We start from the raw sequence: 18,025 nt of genomic DNA on the forward strand, positions 1-18,025 counted from the left end.
TAGAGTTCAGCGTTATATAGGAAGTAGGAGGATTTTCGTATGTCCGATTCAAAATTTCTGCGCGGAACGCTTATTGTGACGTTAGGGACATTTTTAGTAAAGTTCTTAGGCATGATTTACGTCTTTCCGTTTCATGCATTAGTAGGCACAGAAGGCGGAACGCTCTATACATATGGATATATTCCATATACGATATTTTTAAGTATTGCAACGGCAGGGGTGCCGCTTGCTGTTTCAAAGTTTGTTTCCAAATATAATGCACTTGGAGATTATAAAACGAGCCGAAGAATGTTCCGCTCGGGAATGGTTATGATGATAGTAACAGGAGTTCTTTCCTTCTTAGTACTGTACATGACCGCACCATTATTTGCAGAAGCAATGCTTGGTAAACAGAGTTTACAAAATAAGGTAGAAGAAGTTACGACGATTATTCGCCTCGTAAGTTTCGCACTTATTGTTGTACCGGCAGCAAGTTTGATTCGTGGTTATTTCCAAGGTCACCAATCGATGGGACCGACTACGGTGTCACAAATTATTGAACAAATTATTCGTATCGTCTTTTTACTAGCGGGTAGTTTCATCGTTATTAAAATACTTGGCGGTACAGTAGCAACAGCAGTCGGAGTTGCGACATTCGCTGCATTCGTTTCAGCAGTTGGAGCACTCGGCGTATTAATTTGGTACTGGTTAAAACGTAAAAAATATTTGGATCAATATTTAATTGAACAAACTGTACCAGAATCGACAGTAAGTACCGTTCAATTGTTTAAAGAGTTATTTGCGTATGCAATTCCTTACGTTGTAATTGGGTTAACAATTCCTTTATATCAACAAATTGATACATTGACATTTAACTCTATTATGCAGGCAATTGGTCAAGGTGATATCGCAGAGCGAGCGCTCGGTATTTTCACAATGTGGACGCATAAATTAATTATGATTCCAGTATCGCTTGCAACAGCGTTTAGTTTAACGCTTGTACCAGCGATTACAAAATCATTTACGGAAAAACAATATCGCTATTTAAAATTACAAATTACACAAACATTCCAGGCGAATATGTTTTTAACATTGCCAGCAGTTGTCGGTATTTCAACACTTGCTTATCCAATTTACACTGCGTTTTACGATTCAGATCCATTAGGTGGACAAGTGTTAATGTGGTATGCACCAGTTGCATTGTTATTTGCTTTATTTACGGTAACAGCCGCGATTCTGCAAGGGATTAATCAACAAAAACATGCGATTGTCGCACTTGTTATGGGTGTTATTTTGAAATTTGTATGTAACGTAATCTTTATTCGATATTTCGGTACAGTAGGAGCGATTTTAGCTACTGCAGTCGGTTTTTTAGCTTCCGTATGGTATACGAATAGACAAATCCAAAAACATGCACACTATTCATTTGGTGTTGTATATAAGAGAACATTCCAAATTGCAGTATTAACACTTGTAATGGTCGTGGCGGTAAAACTATCACAGTGGATTCTATCCTTCATGATTTCGCCAGATGGCCGTATTGGTGCTTTAATTACAGTTGCGATTTGTGCAGGTGTTGGTGGTCTTGTTTACGGTCTGTTAGCAATTCGCACAGGAGTACTTGAAAGAGTATTTGGCGGAGAAGCGTTAGAGAAAATCCAGCGTAAACTTGGCAGTAGATTCAAAATAAAGTTGAAATCAAAAGGGGCGTAAATACGTCCCCTTTTCTATGATAAATAAAGAAGGTGAAAAACGTGAGATTAGATAAATTATTAGCGAATATGGGATACGGAAGTAGAAAAGAAGTAAAGAAATTATTGAAAGACGGCGTTGTGAAGATTGATGGAACGCCGGTGAAAGATGCAAAGGTTCATGTAAATGTAGAAGAGCAAGAAGTTATGATTCACGGTGAAGTTGTAGAATATAAAGAGTTTGTTTATTTAATGCTGCATAAACCACAAGGTGTAATTTCAGCTACAGAAGATGATAATCACGAAACAGTAATAGATTTATTAGAACTAGAGGATGCAATCTTTGATCCGTTCCCAGTTGGACGACTTGATATCGATACGGAAGGTTTCTTATTGATAACAAATGACGGGAAGTTATCACATCAATTATTATCTCCGAAAAAGCATGTGCCGAAAAAATACTATGCACACGTTGCAGGAGTTGTAACGGAAGAGGATGTAAAAGAGTTTGCTAAAGGTGTTATTTTAGACGATGGTTATGAAACGAAACCAGGTGCACTTACAATATTAAAAAGCGATGATATTTCTGAAATTGAGCTTGTGATTACAGAAGGAAAATTCCATCAAGTGAAGCGCATGTTTGAAGCGGTAGGGAAAAAGGTTGTTTACCTAAAGAGAACAGAGATGGGTCCGTTAGTATTAGATGAAGAACTAGAACTTGGAGAATACCGAGAGCTAACAGATGAAGAAGTAGAAATGTTAAAAACATATCAAGTAGATACTGAGAAGTAGTCCTGTTTTTAGGCGCAGAAAAGACCCCTTTCTAATGAGTTAGAAAGGGGTATGTATTTATTTACATACAATTATTTTTTCGTTATGAGGTCATTCTCACTTTCTTTCCTGTTGTTGTCCACTTACCGCGGCAAGGGCTATACACGAGTTCATTAAACTGCAACACATTTAGATCACGTTGTATCGTTCGCGGTGTGATCCCGAACTCATCTACAAGGTCTTTCGTCGTTACCGTTCCGTTTTCATTGATGTACATATAAATTGATTTAATGCGTGTTAGCATACGAGTAGTTGTAGGTTTCAAGAGAAAACCACTCCTCTACTAGTTTTTTTGACCCCATTCAGGAAAGAAGGTCGTTACTACCATTGTACTCTACATGATAAAATTCATGCTTTAATCTACTTAAATTTTACAAAAGTTTAACAAAATTTCATATAGAAAAATATTGGTAGTTGACATTGTATATATGATCAGTCAACTAACACATAAAATTCTACGTAAAACGCCAAATTCCTGCAAAATTTTTTGAAAAAATAAAAGAAAAACTAATGGGAAATATCTGAAATATTACAATTGTTCGGCATTTGACTTTCGTGTATGGCATAAGGGATTTCGGTTTGCTATGATGAAAGAGATAATATAGCGAAGGATGGATGCGTGATGTCAGCGATTAATTGGACAGAAGAAGTTGCAAAACGAAAAGATGATTTAATTCGTGATACACAACAATTTTTGCAAATTAAAAGTGTGTGGGAAGAAGAGTCGGCGAAAGAGGGCGCACCGTTCGGTGAAGGTGTAGAAAAAGCTTTATCTTTCATGTTACATAAAGGAGAATTAGAAGGTTTTTCTTCTAAAAATTTAGAAGGTTATGCAGGTCATCTTGAAATGGGACAAGGAGAAGAACTAGTAGGTATTCTTTGTCATGTTGATGTTGTACCAGAAGGAGATGGCTGGACGACTCCTGCATATAGTGCAGATATTCGCGAAGGAAAGATTTTTGCACGTGGTGCAATTGATGATAAAGGCCCAACGATGGCAGCTTACTATGCGATGAAAATTGTGAAAGAATTAGGGTTGCCTCTTTCAAAACGCGTTCGTATGATTTTAGGAACAGATGAAGAAAGTAACTGGAAATGTGTAGATCACTACTTTAAAAACGAAGAAATGCCAACAATCGGTTTTGCGCCAGACGCGGACTTTCCAATTATTAATGCAGAAAAAGGAATTTCTGATATACAAGTTGTACAAAATGGTAGTGAAGAGAAAAAAGGTGTATATGAACTCGTTTCATTTGAGTCAGGCCGCCGTTTAAACATGGTTCCTGATTTTGCAAAAGCGGTTATTACAGGAGAAGATGTAAATGCACTTACAGTAGCATATGAAGAGTATTTACAAACGGCTAAAAAAATAGGGAACTCAACTATAGAAGGAAATACAGTGATGTTGCAAATAGAAGGAATTTCAGCACACGGATCTACTCCAGAAAAAGGAGAAAATGCAGGTTTACTATTAGCAAACTTCTTAACTACAGTTTCACTTGATGGAAAAGCAAATGCATTTGCGACATTTGCAGCAGAAACATTTACTGGTGATATTTTTGGTGAAAAAGCTACTATTGCTTATAAAGACGAAGTTAGCGGTCCGTTAACAGTGAATGTCGGTCGCCTTTCTTATACGAAAGAAAACGGTGGTAACTTAGGGTTAAACGTACGTTACCCAGTTACGACTAACTTTGAAGAAATGATTGCGAAGTTAAAAGAATACGTTAGTATTCATGGATTTGAAGTAGCGGATTATTCTAACTCTCGTCCGCATCACGTCGATAAAGACCACGTATTAATTCGTACGCTGCAGCGCGTGTATGAAGAACAAACAGGAGAAAAAGCAGAGCTATTAGCAATCGGCGGTGGTACTTACGCCCGTTCATTGAAAGCTGGCGTTGCATTTGGCCCGCTATTCCCTGGAAAAGAAGAACTTGCGCATCAAAAAGATGAGTACATTGAAATTGAAGACTTATTAAAAGCAACAGCAATTTACGCGCAAGCAATTCATGAATTAGCGAAATAAAGGATATATGAATAATGACCGCTCTCTACTTTAGAGGGCGGCTTCTTTTTAACTGAATGAGATAAGAAAGAAAAGCAACAATAAAAAGAAGGAGATGATGTAAATGGAGCCGCATTATTTTGTCGCAATTACTTTACCAAATTATATAAAAGAAGTGCTCTCTAATTATAAAGAGGATATGGAGGAGGAATTACCATTTCGCTCGTGGGTACATAAGGAAGACTATCATATTACCCTTTCCTTTTTAGGAAGTGCGACAGAGGAACAATTAGAAGGAATAAAGAATGGATTACAAACACTTATAGAAAAAAAGGAACTACCTTTCACATTACAAGGATTTTCAACATTTGGCATGGAAGACAGGCCACGTATTTTTTGGGCGAAGGTAAGTGAGAATCATGAGTTGTTTCAGTTACAAAAGCAAGTGCATGCGATTTGTGAAGGGAATGGGTTTACTTTAGAAACACGTCCGTATCATCCACATATTACTGTTGCTCGTAAATGGATGGGAGAAAGAAAGTTTCATTTGGAAAATATAAAAGAAGTGCCTGAAATATCATTTCAAGCGGATACAATTACTTTATACGAATCTCACGTGAAGGAAACACCGAAATATAAATCGATTGCTGAAATAAAACTACAAAAATAGAATGTATGAAAACGTTTTTTATACAGGTGAATATACTATAGAGAATAATGGAGTTACTGTATAGAGTCTTGCTAATAAGAAAAGCTTTATTATTTGCAGCTCGTATACTCACACAAAAGCCCGATTGGTGGGGGCTAATAATCAGCAGGGGATACCCCCAAATTGATTAAAGATTCACTTTATTTTAATTTTGAGAATGATGGTGATTTTTTTATGTTGAAAGTAAAACGTCCATTTGATGCCTATTTAGATGAAATGAATAAAATTACAATTTTGCTCCCACATGCGTATGGAACAAGTCGGACATTTCGTTTGCAAGAAGGAAATAATGTGAAAGATTTACCGATTGCTCGTACTATTGCGCTTCCGGATGCAACAAAGTATGAGTGCTTTATAGAAGAGTCACTAGATGTGGGGAAGTATTATACAGTACGAGATGAACGGAACGAAGAAACGGATTTACAAATAGGCGCTGTTATTCGAACGGCAATTTTCGATGAGAAGTATTATTACGAAGGCACAGATTTAGGTGCTGTATACAAAAAAGAAGCAACAACATTTAAAGTGTGGGCTCCAACTGCGAGGCTTGCAAAAGTAAGATTTTATAAAAGTGATAAAGAATATACCGATTATGACATGCATAGAGAAGAAAATGGTGTTTGGGTTCATGCATTACAAGGGGATCATGATGGGGCTCGATATACCTTCCTCGTCTGTATTAATTTAATATGGAATGAAGCGGTGGATCCATACACAAAGTCAACGACTGCAAATGGAAAATACGGTGTTGTTATCGATTTGGAAAAGGCGAATGTAACGAGACGAGAGGAATTACCACCATTACAGTCAATGACAGATGCTATATTGTATGAACTGCATATTCGTGATGCGACTATTCACCCAAATAGTGGAGTGAATAAAAAAGGAACATATAGAGGGTTGATGGAAGAGGGAACGACGGGACGGAATGGGACGTTAACAGGATTGTCTCATATAAAAGATTTAGGTGTTACACATGTTGAATTATTACCGTTATCTTGTTTCGGTGGTGTAGATGAGGCAAATCCTTCCGGCGCATATAATTGGGGTTACAATCCATTATATTACAATACGCCAACGGGGTTTTATGCTACAAACCTTTCTGATCCGTATAACAGGATAGTAGAGTGTAAGCAATTGATTGAAACATTTCATGAGAACGGTATCCGAGTAGTTATAGATGTTGTATATAATCACGTTTATGAAAGAGAACTATCATCATTTGAAAAGCTTGTTCCAGGTTATTATTTTCGCCATGGCGAAGATGGTATGCCTTCTAACGGGACGGGAGTTGGAAATGATATAGCGTCTGAACGAAAAATGACGAGGAAATTCATTATAGAGTCTATTTTATATTGGCTGACGGAATACAATGTTGATGGATTCCGATTCGACTTAATGGGGATTTTAGATGTTGATACAATGAACATAATAGAAAAAGAAGTGCGAAACATAAAGCGAGACGCATTGTTATTAGGAGAAGGATGGGATTTACAAACACCGCTTCCTCTTGAGGAAAAAGCAACGTTAAATAATGCAAGAAAAATGCCACATATCGCGCAGTTTAATGATCAATTTCGTGATGGAATAAAAGGTAGCACATTTAATGTAAATAAACGTGGTTTTGCGTTTGGTGGGCATGTAGACTGTCAGCATTTACAGTATATAGCATCAGGTAGTCTTTTAAGTGTGAAAGAAACAGGATTATTTCTAGAACCGGTACAAAGTATTAACTATGTAGAATGTCATGACAACATGACGATGTGGGATAAACTAGTGCACAGTAATGAAGAACCGGAAGAGATTTTGAAAAAACGGCACCTTCTAGCAAGCGCAATAGTTATTCTTTCGCAAGGAATTCCTTTCTTACACGCAGGACAAGAGTTTTATCGTACGAAGAATGGAAATGAAAATAGTTATAATGCAAATGATGAAATAAATCGATTAGACTGGGATCAAAAAGAGAAAGAGATGGAGACAGTTAACTATATAAAAGGGTTAATTGCGATTCGCAAAGAGCACGGGGCATTCCGATTACAAAACGCAGATCTTATAAAAAAGCATATGACTTTTTTGCAAACATCTACAGAAGTACTTGCATACCACCTAGAGCATGTAGAATTGTTTGGGCCGTGGAAAGAAATTGTCGTTTTATTTAATAGCGGTTTGGAAGCTAAAACGGTGCAGCTTCCAAAAGAAGGAACGTGGCATGTGTTAGTAAACGAAAAGCAAGCGAAAATAGAGCCAATTTCTTCATTTAGAGGAAAGGAGCTTCAATTGGCTCCCATTAGCACGTATATATTGACGATAATGTGACAAATCGCTACTTGACGATGAGAATGTAATAAATGTAGAATTGACAAAGGTGACGATTTTGATAAGTTGTCATTCTATGAGTGGTTTTGTAAAATAAAATAGAGAGTTTTTGGCTTATGCCAAGTTTTCTTTTCATTTACAGTAAAATATATATGAATCCACAACATGTGTAGAAATGTTGCGGTTTTTCTTTTCATAACTATAAAAGATAAGGATTTGTTAACGGGTAATGAATATGGAATGGTTGGAACAATTATTAGGAAAAGAGTGGAGTCTTGTACCGGCTGGTGGAGTAACGGGCGATGCATATATTGCGCAAAACGGACAACAGAAGTTATTTTTAAAGCGGAATACATCGCCCTTTTTAGCGGTATTGTCAGCAGAAGGAATTGTTCCAAAATTACTTTGGACAAGAAGGGTAACGAACGGTGATGTGATTTCTGCTCAAAAATGGCTTCCGGGACAGAAGCTAGAGCCAGAGGATATGAAACTAGAACGTGTTGCGAAACTTTTGAAGAAAATACACTCCTCTAAAGCGCTTGTGCAGATGATTCAAAGACTTGGGAAGCAGCCGCTTCACGCTCAAGAGTTATTACAACAATTGCAACTTGTTTTAAGGGGAGATATAAGGGTAGATGAAACAATTCAGCAAGGCCTTCAATATTTAACGGATTCATTAAAAAGTATTGAATACAATGAATTCGTTGTATGCCATTGTGATGTAAACCATAACAACTGGATATTGTCGGACGAAGATGAGTTGTTTTTAATTGATTGGGATGGAGCTGTCATTGCTGACCCAGCTCTAGACCTAGGTATGTTATTATACTGGTACATTCCGCGTCATGAATGGAGTGAGTGGCTCGGGTATTATGATATTGAAATGGATGAATCATTGCTTAGGCGTATGAGATGGTATGTAATAGCACAAACGATTTTATCTATTCAATGGCACACAACAAAAAAACAGCAAGCAGAAGCTGAATATTGGCATCAATATTTACAGCAACTACTTGCTTCAGAATAATACTTAAGAAAAATTGTCCATTCCAGCAATCCACTGAGTAAGTTGTTCTTGATTATTGGAAATATGGTTGTCCAAATTAGAGGAAGATTTACCCGATTGACTATAAGAATATACATCGTTTAGCATTGTTTTAGCGTCATTACTTATATTATCGTTTGCGAGTAACGATTGAATGAGGCGCTCTAATTGCTCGCATTCAGAAACTGTCCCGCAGCAATCGCTTTGGTGATTGACTAAAATATCTTTCAGCACTTCTAATTGATGTTGTTGACTAATTGGCATGAACGGATCATCCTTTCGATTGTTTTTCTCTTCTCGGAATGTAAGAGAAAAAGCTACGTCGTCATGGAATGTTTAATGCTGTATGTAGTTTTTATCAAAATGGTACATCTTATACTTGAAAGAAACGGACCGAGTGCTCGTACGTACTTGGTTTTTTGTTTGGTAGATTGATTAAAACAGAAAAAAGGAATCATTCCTTTAAAATAGCTTTGTAAAGAGAGGGAGACATCTATGCGTTTAAGACATAAACCATATGCATTAGATCGAATTAATGAGTATTCACATATCGTAATTGGAAACCCAGAAGAGCGCGCGGGTAATTGGAAAGAAGTATTTGGAAATGAACAACCAATTCACATTGAAGTAGGTACAGGTCGTGGCCGCTTTATGTACGATATGGCAAAAGCAAATCCACATATTAATTATATTGGAATTGAAAAATTTACGAGTGTTGTTGTAGATGCACTTGATAAATTAATTGAAGAAGAATTACCGAACTTAAAGTTAATAAATAAAGATGCTGAAGATTTAACAGTTTTCTTTGCAAAAGGTGAAATTGATCGTGTTTATTTAAACTTCTCAGATCCATGGCCGAAGAATCGTCACACGAAGCGTCGTTTAACGTATAAAACGTTTTTACGCAATTATGAAGAAGTGTTAGTAGAGGGCGGAGAAATTCATTTCAAAACAGATAACCAAGGGTTATTTGAATACTCTCTAATGAGTATGGCTGAGTATGGTATGTTACTAACTTACTTAAGCCTAGATCTTCATAACAGTGATTTTGAAGGTAATATTATGACTGAGTACGAAGAGAAGTTCTCTAGTAAAGGTCATCGTATTTATCGAGTTGAAGCGAAGTATCGCACAGAGCCTATGCAGTAATGCATAGGTTTTTTTATAACTAAAACAATCAGAATTTTATGTTAAAATTAATGTTAAAGGAGGATGTGTGATGGAAGAATTACAAATTGGAGATATAAAAGTGACGTGGCTAAAGGGCGGGAATACACATTTAGATGGAGGAGCAATGTTTGGTGTTGTACCGAAAGTACTTTGGTCACGTAAATATAAACATAACGATACAAATCATATTTATTTACGAACAGATCCGTTACTTTTGCAAACGAAAGACGGTAATATGCTCATTGATTCCGGAATAGGAAACGGTAAATTGAATGAGAAGATGAAACGAAATCAAGGTGTAACGGAAGAATCATCGGTTTATGAATCATTAGACAAATTAGGATTAAGGCCTGAAGATATTCGCTACGTTTTAATGACACATCTTCATTTTGATCATGCATCTGGCTTAACAAAATGGCAAGAGGGTCAACTTGTACCGACGTTTCCGAATGCGAAAGTTTATGTAAGTGAAACAGAGTGGAATGAAATGAGGAACCCAAATATTAGATCCCGTAATACGTATTGGAAGGAAAATTGGGAGCCGATTGTAGAGCAAGTTGTTACGTTTCAACAAGAAATCGAAATTACGGATGAAATAAAGATGGCGCATACAGGCGGACATAGTGATGGACATGCAGTCATTGCTTTAGAAAGCAAAGGAGAAACGATGCTGCATTTAGCAGACCTATTGCCGACACACGCACATCAAAATGTATTATGGGTCATGGCTTATGATGATTATCCGATGACATCGATTGAAAATAAGCAAAAGTGGATGAAATATGGTGCTGAAAACGATGCGTGGTTTTCATTTTATCATGACGCATATTATCGTGCAGTGAAGTGGAATGAGGAAGGACATATTGTAGAAAAAATTGAGAGAAAAACGAGTATAGAAGCTTAAAAAAAGGAGGTTGTTCCATCATATTTATTGGAGCAGCCTCTTTTTTATTGTCGGGTTTTGTCGGTAAGTCGATATATTTAAACAAACGCTGATATAATTTTAATCACTATCCGCAATTTTTCAAAAAAAAGAGGTTCACCTAATGGGAAACCTCTTTTTATGCTGCTATTACCTCTAAAACAGTACCTGTTTTAGCATCAACTAAAAATTCAAATCGTTCTTGTATATCATCTAACATTGTTGTAAGACCGCCGCGATAAACTTCATACGCAACATCATATTTTTCAAATGTCTCTGGAACCATATGTACCCAAGAGCCAGTAATTTCACCTTTATGATTTAATGCTTGTTTCACCATTTTCAATGCTTTTTCTGAAGAAATATGGGATTGTTCTTGTACTTTGTTTGCAACGAAATAACCAGCTGCAAATCCAACGCCAAGACCTGCTACTAAACCTTTCCAGCTCATATATTCACCTCAATTCTATAAAATAAAAATAGTGTACCGATAATAATTATAAAGCAAATGCAGCTAAAAAAGAAGAAACTAGAAACATTTCGAAAATTTCGTTACAATAAAAAAGGTATTCTACTAAGGTTTGAAAGAAGGGGACTTCGTGAATAAAGAGACATTACAATTATTTCGTGCGTTAACAGAATTACAAGGTGCGTCAGGTTTTGAACATGATGTACGCCGTTTTATGAAGCAAGAATTAAGCAAATATGCTGATGAAATTGTGCAAGACGGTTTAGGTAGCGTATTTGGTCTGAAAAAAGGGGACGAAACTGGCCCACGTGTTCTTGTAGCAGGTCATATGGATGAAGTAGGTTTCATGGTTACGCAAATTACGAAAAACGGAATGCTTCGTTTTCAAACGTTAGGCGGCTGGTGGAGCCAAGTGCTATTAGCGCAGCGCGTACAAGTGATGACGAAGAATGGTCCTGTTATAGGGGTTGTTGGTTCTATCCCTCCTCATTTATTAAGTGATGCGCAACGTGCAAAAACGATGGATATAAAAAATATGCTAATCGATATAGGTGCAGATAGTTATGAAGATGCGATTGGAATTGGTGTAAAACCAGGACAACAAATCGTGCCAATCTGCCCGTTCACACCGATGGCAAATGAGAAGAAAATTATGGCGAAAGCTTGGGACAATCGTTATGGATGTGGCCTGGCAATCGAGTTATTAAAAGAATTAAAAGATGAAACATTACCGAATACATTATACTCTGGTGCTACTGTACAAGAAGAAGTAGGTCTTCGCGGAGCACAAACAGCTGCTAATATGATTCAACCAGACATTTTCTATGCGCTTGATGCAAGTCCAGCAAACGATGCTTCTGGTGATAAAACGCAGTTCGGTCAATTAGGAAAAGGTGCTCTTCTTCGTATTTACGATCGTACGATGGTAACTCATCGAGGAATGCGCGAATTCATTTTAGATACAGCAGAAACACATAATATTCCGTACCAATACTTTATTTCACAAGGTGGGACAGATGCGGGCCGTGTACATACAAGTAACTCAGGTATCCCATCAGCAGTAATTGGTGTTTGTGCTCGCTACATTCATACGCATGCTTCTATTTTACATGTTGATGATTATGCAGCAGCAAAAGAACTTATTACAAAGCTTGTAAGAACAACGGACAAAACGACGTTAGAAACAATTAAGAATAACGCGTAAAGAGGAAGGGCTGCAGAGCTCTTTCTTTTTTTAGGTAGGAGAGATGACCCAGCGATGTGTAGTAGCGGTCAGTGCTTAATTAGTGCTCGAATAATGCATGAAGACCGCGGAAGAATGTTTTTGTGTTCGGGACTAAAAATATTGTGGGAAGTCACCTTCTACTATAGGTAGAAGGGGTTCCTTGGTGGTGTGTGGTAGTGGTTGGCACTTCATTTGTGCTGAAGTGGATATTAGAACAGAATAATGAATTCTTATAGAGGTGAACGAAATGAAGGTAGTAGTTGGATCGAAGAATAAAACGAAGGTTGGGGCTGTGGAGAAGGTATGGAAAGATGCTGAAATTACATCTCTTTCTGTCCCATCGGGAGTATCGGCACAGCCATTTTCAGATGAAGAGACGATGCAAGGAGCAATTAATAGAGCGAAGCGAGCATTGCAAGAAGGAGAAGCTCAAATTGGTATTGGGTTAGAAGGCGGCTTGATGAAAACGGATCACGGTTTATTTATGTGTAACTGGGGCGCACTCGCAACGAGTGACGATAAGATATTCGTTGCCGGAGGAGCTCGTATTAAGTTACCAGACGATTTTTTAACGCCTCTTGAAGATGGTAAAGAGTTAAGTGAAGTGATGGAAGAGTTTGTAGAGCGGAAAGATATTCGTAGTCACGAAGGTGCTATCGGTATTTTTACAGACGATTATGTCGATCGAACGGAATTATTTGTACACGTTGTTAAGTTACTCGTTGGGCAATATAAGTATGATAAAAAGCAAGCATAAACCTTGCACCGTGTACGATGTATGGTAGTATAAAGAAAAGATTATAGTGTGAAAAAAGTGCACGCATTAGAGGAGGAAATATAGATGAAATCATTAGAAAGCATGGAACAATTCCAAGAATTAAAAAATGAAGAGAATGTAGTCTTCATGTTCTCAGCAGAATGGTGCCCAGATTGCCGTTTCGTTGATCCATTTATGCCAGAAGTAGAAGAGAAGTATAGTGATTTCTCATTTTACTATGTAGATCGTGATGAGTTTATTGATCTATGCATAAAATTAGACGTATTTGGCATTCCGAGCTTTGTAGCGTACAATAAAGGTGAAGAAACTGGACGCTATGTAAACAAAGATCGTAAAACACAAGAGCAAATCGAAGAGTTTATTGAAGGTTTAAAATAAAACAATTAGCCAATTGAATTGTAAAAACAACCTCTACCTTCGCGGGGGAGGTTATTTTTTTGGAAGGGAGGAAAAAGAGATGAAAATGACAAGTAAAAAGATGAAAGACGAGTTAATAAAGAAATTATCTCGACCAGAATGGGATTTTCATTATGATAGCGAGAAAGAAGTTCTTCGTATTGAACAAACAAACTCGAAAAAAGGTATTAATGTATCACTTCCAGGAGTTGTAGCGAAATGGGAAGTGAACAAAGAAAAGGCGATTGAAGAGGTTGTTTATTATGTACAAGAAGCGTTAATTGCAATGCATAGAGAAGACAATAGCACGGCGAAAATTTTACCTGTTATTCGCTCTACTTCTTTCCCAAAACAATCAGAAGAAGGAAATCCGTTTATTATGACGGATCATACGGCGGAAACACGTATTTATTACGCGCTAGATTCTAATAAAACGTATCGCCTAATTGATGAGCGCTTATTACAAAAATTAGAGCTTACAGAGCAGCAAGTGCGCGAAATGGCATTATTTAATGCTCGCTCATTAGGTTATGAATTTAAGCAGGACACAGTAGCGGATAATACATTCTACTTTTTAAACACAAATGATGGGTATGATGCGAGTCGTATTTTAAACGAAACGTTACTACAATCGATGCGTGAAAAGATCTCTGGTGACATGGTTGTTGCTGTTCCTCACCAAGACGTATTAATTATTGCTGATATCGTCAACGAAATCGGTTATGATATTATTGCACAAATGACAATGAAATTTTTTGCCGAAGGGCATGTTCCGATTACATCACTTTCATTCGTTTATGAAGATGGGGACTTTGAACCAATCTTTATTTTAGCGAAGAATCGGAAGAAGACAGATGGAAAAGAGAAAGGATGAACGAAGTGAACGTTTTTTATAACCTTGAAGGAATTGGTGACACTTTAATTGTTGCCTTACAAGATATTACTTTAGAGAACCGTACTTTTGATCGCAAAGGAGATGTTGCACGCGTATACGATCGTGAAAGCAATGTAACAGCAGGATTCAACATCTTTAATGCATCTTCTTACTTAGAAGTAAAAGAAACAGGTAACCTGACATTAACGAAAGAGCTTGTAGAAACAATCAACGAAATTTTAGCGAAGAACGGCTTTGAAGAAAAAGTAGAAGCAGATCTTTCTCCGAAATTTGTTGTAGGTTATGTAGCTGAAAAAGAAAAGCACCCAAATGCTGATAAATTAAACATTTGTACAGTAGAAATTGGTACAGAAACATTACAAATCGTATGTGGTGCACCAAACGTTGATGCAGGACAAAAAGTTGTCGTTGCAAAAATCGGCGCTGTTATGCCAAGTGGTATGTTAATTAAGCCAGCTGAGCTTCGCGGTGTTCCTTCTTCTGGAATGATCTGCTCTGCACGTGAATTAGAGCTTCCAGACGCTCCACAAGAAAAAGGTATTCTTGTATTAGAAGATAGCTTTGAAGTTGGACAAGAGTTTAAATTTTAATTGATATAAGAAAAGAGAGGTTGTCCTTTTGGACAGCCTCTCTTTTCTTTTTATCATTCTTTGTCGGTAAGTCGAAATTTCGTATTGAATCGTTGATATATTGAGAGTTGTGATAGATATATTTAAAAAATCGTTGATATATTGAGAGTTGTGATAGATATATTTAAAAAATCGTTGATATATTGAGAGTTGTGATAGATATACTCAAAAAATCGTTAATATGATAAGGGTGTCACCTTGTTTAAAAAAATCTATATTGTATTTTATAAACAATCTAGTTAAAATTTAGAAAAATAGAAGGGGATAAACGTATGAAACAACAACCAAAAATCGCAGAACTTCTAAAACGAATTGAAACTTCAAAACAGCAAGATGTTGAGCTAGGTACTTATGAAATATATGTATTTAGTGAAGATGAACTGGAAAAAGGGCAGATCGGTTATCGATATGATAAACATAAAAATTCATTAATAAGCAATGAAAGTGGAAAATGGCAAGAAGAATGGATTGTTATTGGATATGAAACAGATATGGGTGATCCAGTTTTCGTGAATGTGGATGATGACGCTTATCCAGTCTATACGGCAGAGCGTGGTACAGAAACGTGGCAGCCTGTTTATATTGGAAGTATGGATGAGGTTATAAAACAATTATAAGAAAAACTTTGAGTCCGGTGCAAAGTGATGGGAGAGAAGCATGAAGTATATAAAAATAATGGTCATGACTGCATTCATTGGAATATATATGGGAGGTTGTTCACAAGAACAGTCGAAAAAAGAAACATTATCTTCTACACAAGAAAATAGTAAAGATGATAAGAAAGAAGCACCGGTAGAAAAGCAGCAAGAAGAACAAGAAAAAAAAGAAGAATCGCAAACAATTCAAACGAATGAACAAGCAGAAACTAAGCGGGAGGAAGTATCGGCCGAGGAAAAGAAAGAGGAAAATACGCCGGTGAAGCCAACTGAGCAACTTATGCAAAATAATGAACAAAAAGTAGAGAGTAATGAAAAACAAGGAAAGTTTCTCGTCGTTATTGATCCAGGGCATCAACAAAAAGCGAATTTAAATTTAGAACCGATTGGACCAGGGGCAACGACGCAAAAATATAAAGTGACAGATGGTACAACGGGTGTTGTGACGAAAAAGAGAGAGGCTGTACTTGTATTAGAAATGTCTTTTTTATTAAAAGAAAAGCTTGAAGCAAAAGGGATACAAGTAGTAATGACGAGAACGTCACAAGATGTTGATATAAGCAATAAAGAACGTGCGACATTCGCAAACGATCATAAGGCAGATTTATTTTTACGCCTTCATGCAGATGGTTCTGAAAATCCAAATCAAAGTGGGTTTGCTGTATTGACGCCAGCAGAAGGAAGTCCCTATACGAAAGAGATTTATGCAGAAAGTCTTCAAATCTCGCAAAAGATAGTAAATAAAATGAGAGAAAACAATCAGGTGAAAGTAAATGGGATTAAATTTAGGGATGACCTTTCTGGATTTAATTGGGCGAAAGTTCCTGGCGTACTATTAGAGCTCGGGTTTATGTCCAATCAGGATGAAGATAAAAAATTATCTGACCCGCAGTATGTAAATTCTTTACTGCAAAGTGTAACAGATAGTGTAGATGAATATCGGAAGAGTAAAGCTTAAAAGCAGTCTTACATGGAAGGCTGCTTTTTTCTATATGAAAACAATCGTAAATTAGAATGTTATGGATAAATATGACATGCTTAATTTTACCTGCACTTTTTGCCGAATGCTGATACAATAAAGGATGTTACTATTTAGTAGAAAGAGTGGTAAGCATGTTAGATTGGATGAAAAAGCTGTTTAACAAAGAGGAAGAACAAACAGCGATGAATAAAGAAGCAATGAAACAAATTGAAAGTCAGCCGAAAATTCCTCGTGTAAACCACTACACTGAAGCAAGAGAAGCACAAATGGCAAGCAGAAATGCAGGTAAATGCCGTTTTCCATTAATACCAGATGATGGATTTGATGAGGATGACGTAAGAGAATTACCTCACTTTGAAGAACAACCTGTTCAAAGAGGTATATACGAAGAGCAGTCTACTCAAAGAGGAATAAAAGTGGAGAGAAGTAGACGGCAGTATGTGGAGAATGCAGTTTCTACATACGAAGAGCCGGAAGTGCAATATGAACCGGATCCAGAGCCAGTCGTAAAAAAAGTATCTGTATCGCCGCAAGAAAGTAGCCGTAGACCATTTCGTCCAACAGAAATGATTTCGCCGATTTATGGATATAATCGTCCTTCAGTAGAGAAAAAGGAAGAAAAGCAGGAGGAAGAAAAGGAAAGAGAAGATCTTGAAATATCTGTAGAGGGCAAATCAGTCGTTGATGCATGGTTAGAGAAAAAAGGGTATACATTATCTTATTTCTCAGAAGGAAAAGCACCGACTTCTTCTAGTCATCAAGACGTTGATCAGCAAGGTCAACAGAGTAAAAAGGAAGAAAAGTCAGTTGTTGATCAATGGCTCGAGAAAAACGGTTATGAAATTGAGCGCCAAGAGCCAGTAGTAGAAGAAAAAGAAGTAATTCAAGAAATAAATACACCGCAGGAAGTTTCAGCGGATGAATTACTTCATAAAACGGTAGCTGAGCGTATGGAAGATGCAGAGCAAGAAAAAGATGTAGTGGTGCTAAACGAAAACATTTTACAAGAGGAATTAGTAGATTCCAAAGTAGAGCACGAGGATACAATATTATCAGAAGAAATTAAACGTAATACAGAGATAGAACAACCTATTATGGAAGTAGAAAAGCAAGCTCCAGAAGAATCAGTGATTGTCAAAGCAGAAGAAAAGCTTGAAGAAACAATCATTGTGGAAATACCAGAAGAGTTTGGAGAAGTTGCAGAAGTAATGGCGGAAGCAGAAGAAACTGAAGAAGCAGAAGTAGTGGTGGAAGCAGAAGAAACTGAAGAAGCAGAAGTAGTGGTGGAAGCAGAAGAAACTGAAGAAGCAGAAGTAGTGGTGGA

At 37.0% G+C, this 18,025-nt stretch carries 18 protein-coding genes and 1 pseudogene; 16 read left to right on the top strand and 3 right to left on the bottom strand.

What is annotated here, in order from left to right:
* Window positions 1-39 precede the first annotated feature (39 nt).
* Together ACS2MN_RS27450 and ACS2MN_RS27455 are read left to right on the top strand one after the other, a co-directional pair.
* On the top strand, window positions 40-1,692 hold the full coding sequence (locus ACS2MN_RS27450; RefSeq protein WP_001284037.1) for a putative polysaccharide biosynthesis protein: 1,653 nt from the start codon (window positions 40-42) through the stop codon (window positions 1,690-1,692).
* 41 nt (window positions 1,693-1,733) lie between these two features.
* Window positions 1,734-2,462, top strand: coding sequence for a pseudouridine synthase (locus ACS2MN_RS27455; RefSeq protein ID WP_001234942.1), 729 nt, complete (start codon window positions 1,734-1,736; stop codon window positions 2,460-2,462).
* Window positions 2,463-2,544: 82 nt separating this feature from the next.
* Here ACS2MN_RS27455 and ACS2MN_RS27460 read toward each other — a convergent pair whose 3' ends face one another.
* Window positions 2,545-2,766 carry a DeoR family transcriptional regulator gene (locus ACS2MN_RS27460; protein ID WP_000805512.1) on the bottom strand — a complete coding sequence of 74 codons (222 nt, stop codon included), beginning with the start codon at window positions 2,764-2,766 and terminating at the stop codon, window positions 2,545-2,547.
* 357 nt (window positions 2,767-3,123) lie between these two features.
* Here ACS2MN_RS27460 and pepV point away from each other — a divergent pair, with 357 nt between their 5' ends.
* From pepV to ACS2MN_RS27480, 4 genes are all read left to right on the top strand, one after another.
* Window positions 3,124-4,530 carry a dipeptidase PepV gene (gene pepV / locus ACS2MN_RS27465; protein WP_001274247.1) on the top strand — a complete coding sequence of 469 codons (1,407 nt, stop codon included), beginning with the start codon at window positions 3,124-3,126 and terminating at the stop codon, window positions 4,528-4,530.
* Window positions 4,531-4,633: 103 nt separating this feature from the next.
* The gene (gene thpR, locus ACS2MN_RS27470; RefSeq protein ID WP_088055559.1) at window positions 4,634-5,179 is read left to right on the top strand and encodes an RNA 2',3'-cyclic phosphodiesterase; all 546 of its coding nucleotides are present in this window, start codon (window positions 4,634-4,636) and stop codon (window positions 5,177-5,179) included.
* A gap of 213 nt (window positions 5,180-5,392) precedes the next feature.
* Window positions 5,393-7,534: a type I pullulanase gene (pulA, locus tag ACS2MN_RS27475; RefSeq protein WP_088055558.1), complete on the top strand. Its 2,142-nt coding sequence runs from the start codon at window positions 5,393-5,395 to the stop codon at window positions 7,532-7,534.
* Between the two features lie 229 nt (window positions 7,535-7,763).
* On the top strand, window positions 7,764-8,561 hold the full coding sequence (locus tag ACS2MN_RS27480; RefSeq protein ID WP_002039786.1) for a phosphotransferase family protein: 798 nt from the start codon (window positions 7,764-7,766) through the stop codon (window positions 8,559-8,561).
* Between the two features lie 3 nt (window positions 8,562-8,564).
* On the opposite strand, the gene ACS2MN_RS27485 is transcribed toward ACS2MN_RS27480, so the two are convergent.
* Window positions 8,565-8,843 (bottom strand): YtzH-like family protein, encoded by a 279-nt coding sequence (locus tag ACS2MN_RS27485; RefSeq protein WP_001122853.1) that lies wholly within the window; start codon window positions 8,841-8,843, stop codon window positions 8,565-8,567.
* A 231-nt stretch (window positions 8,844-9,074) separates the two neighbouring features.
* On the opposite strand from ACS2MN_RS27485, the gene trmB reads away from it, so the two are divergent.
* Both trmB and ACS2MN_RS27495 read left to right on the top strand, forming a co-directional pair.
* Entirely contained in the window at window positions 9,075-9,728 is a 654-nt protein-coding gene (gene trmB / locus ACS2MN_RS27490; protein ID WP_001239372.1) for a tRNA (guanosine(46)-N7)-methyltransferase TrmB, read from the top strand.
* A gap of 70 nt (window positions 9,729-9,798) precedes the next feature.
* Complete coding sequence (locus ACS2MN_RS27495; RefSeq protein WP_087950993.1) at window positions 9,799-10,653, top strand: YtnP family quorum-quenching lactonase; 855 nt, start codon at window positions 9,799-9,801, stop codon at window positions 10,651-10,653.
* Window positions 10,654-10,810: 157 nt separating this feature from the next.
* On the opposite strand, the gene ACS2MN_RS27500 is transcribed toward ACS2MN_RS27495, so the two are convergent.
* Window positions 10,811-11,122 carry a PepSY domain-containing protein gene (locus ACS2MN_RS27500; protein WP_000118536.1) on the bottom strand — a complete coding sequence of 104 codons (312 nt, stop codon included), beginning with the start codon at window positions 11,120-11,122 and terminating at the stop codon, window positions 10,811-10,813.
* A 148-nt stretch (window positions 11,123-11,270) separates the two neighbouring features.
* Here ACS2MN_RS27500 and ACS2MN_RS27505 point away from each other — a divergent pair, with 148 nt between their 5' ends.
* The 8 genes and pseudogenes from ACS2MN_RS27505 to ACS2MN_RS27540 all read left to right on the top strand — a co-directional run.
* Window positions 11,271-12,344: a M42 family metallopeptidase gene (locus tag ACS2MN_RS27505; RefSeq protein ID WP_346994425.1), complete on the top strand. Its 1,074-nt coding sequence runs from the start codon at window positions 11,271-11,273 to the stop codon at window positions 12,342-12,344.
* Between the two features lie 268 nt (window positions 12,345-12,612).
* Window positions 12,613-13,122, top strand: coding sequence for a DUF84 family protein (locus ACS2MN_RS27510; RefSeq protein WP_200203428.1), 510 nt, complete (start codon window positions 12,613-12,615; stop codon window positions 13,120-13,122).
* Between the two features lie 84 nt (window positions 13,123-13,206).
* On the top strand, window positions 13,207-13,521 hold the full coding sequence (locus ACS2MN_RS27515) for a thioredoxin family protein (protein WP_000838191.1): 315 nt from the start codon (window positions 13,207-13,209) through the stop codon (window positions 13,519-13,521).
* 79 nt (window positions 13,522-13,600) lie between these two features.
* Window positions 13,601-14,413 (top strand): DUF1444 domain-containing protein, encoded by an 813-nt coding sequence (locus ACS2MN_RS27520; RefSeq protein ID WP_088055556.1) that lies wholly within the window; start codon window positions 13,601-13,603, stop codon window positions 14,411-14,413.
* Window positions 14,410-15,024, top strand: a complete 615-nt coding sequence (gene ytpR, locus ACS2MN_RS27525) for a YtpR family tRNA-binding protein (RefSeq protein ID WP_001006772.1) — start codon at window positions 14,410-14,412, stop codon at window positions 15,022-15,024. The genes ACS2MN_RS27520 and ytpR overlap by 4 nt, the downstream gene beginning before the upstream one ends.
* A 311-nt stretch (window positions 15,025-15,335) precedes the next feature.
* Window positions 15,336-15,680 (top strand): hypothetical protein, encoded by a 345-nt coding sequence (locus tag ACS2MN_RS27530; RefSeq protein ID WP_000813346.1) that lies wholly within the window; start codon window positions 15,336-15,338, stop codon window positions 15,678-15,680.
* A 40-nt stretch (window positions 15,681-15,720) separates the two neighbouring features.
* A complete protein-coding gene (locus ACS2MN_RS27535) occupies window positions 15,721-16,677 on the top strand; it encodes an N-acetylmuramoyl-L-alanine amidase (RefSeq protein WP_000874073.1) in 957 nt (318 codons plus the stop codon).
* Window positions 16,678-16,832: 155 nt separating this feature from the next.
* Window positions 16,833-18,025 (top strand): annotated as a pseudogene (locus ACS2MN_RS27540) (DNA translocase FtsK); the annotation flags it as partial.

This window comes from Bacillus cereus group sp. BceL062 (genome assembly GCF_051780025.1).
Classification (GTDB): domain Bacteria; phylum Bacillota; class Bacilli; order Bacillales; family Bacillaceae_G; genus Bacillus_A; species Bacillus_A toyonensis.

What these genes read in the sequence shown, in the direction of transcription:
- ACS2MN_RS27450 (WP_001284037.1), top strand. Translation starts at nt 40, where the DNA reads ATGTCCGATTCAAAATTTCTGCGCGGAACGCTTATTGTGACGTTAGGG.
- pepV (WP_001274247.1), top strand. Translation starts at nt 3,124, where the DNA reads ATGTCAGCGATTAATTGGACAGAAGAAGTTGCAAAACGAAAAGATGAT.
- thpR (WP_088055559.1), top strand. Translation starts at nt 4,634, where the DNA reads ATGGAGCCGCATTATTTTGTCGCAATTACTTTACCAAATTATATAAAA.
- pulA (WP_088055558.1), top strand. Translation starts at nt 5,393, where the DNA reads ATGTTGAAAGTAAAACGTCCATTTGATGCCTATTTAGATGAAATGAAT.
- ACS2MN_RS27480 (WP_002039786.1), top strand. Translation starts at nt 7,764, where the DNA reads ATGAATATGGAATGGTTGGAACAATTATTAGGAAAAGAGTGGAGTCTT.
- ACS2MN_RS27485 (WP_001122853.1), bottom strand. Translation starts at nt 8,843, where the DNA reads ATGCCAATTAGTCAACAACATCAATTAGAAGTGCTGAAAGATATTTTA.
- trmB (WP_001239372.1), top strand. Translation starts at nt 9,075, where the DNA reads ATGCGTTTAAGACATAAACCATATGCATTAGATCGAATTAATGAGTAT.
- ACS2MN_RS27495 (WP_087950993.1), top strand. Translation starts at nt 9,799, where the DNA reads ATGGAAGAATTACAAATTGGAGATATAAAAGTGACGTGGCTAAAGGGC.
- ACS2MN_RS27500 (WP_000118536.1), bottom strand. Translation starts at nt 11,122, where the DNA reads ATGAGCTGGAAAGGTTTAGTAGCAGGTCTTGGCGTTGGATTTGCAGCT.
- ACS2MN_RS27510 (WP_200203428.1), top strand. Translation starts at nt 12,613, where the DNA reads ATGAAGGTAGTAGTTGGATCGAAGAATAAAACGAAGGTTGGGGCTGTG.
- ACS2MN_RS27515 (WP_000838191.1), top strand. Translation starts at nt 13,207, where the DNA reads ATGAAATCATTAGAAAGCATGGAACAATTCCAAGAATTAAAAAATGAA.
- ACS2MN_RS27520 (WP_088055556.1), top strand. Translation starts at nt 13,601, where the DNA reads ATGAAAATGACAAGTAAAAAGATGAAAGACGAGTTAATAAAGAAATTA.
- ytpR (WP_001006772.1), top strand. Translation starts at nt 14,410, where the DNA reads ATGAACGAAGTGAACGTTTTTTATAACCTTGAAGGAATTGGTGACACT.
- ACS2MN_RS27530 (WP_000813346.1), top strand. Translation starts at nt 15,336, where the DNA reads ATGAAACAACAACCAAAAATCGCAGAACTTCTAAAACGAATTGAAACT.
- ACS2MN_RS27535 (WP_000874073.1), top strand. Translation starts at nt 15,721, where the DNA reads ATGAAGTATATAAAAATAATGGTCATGACTGCATTCATTGGAATATAT.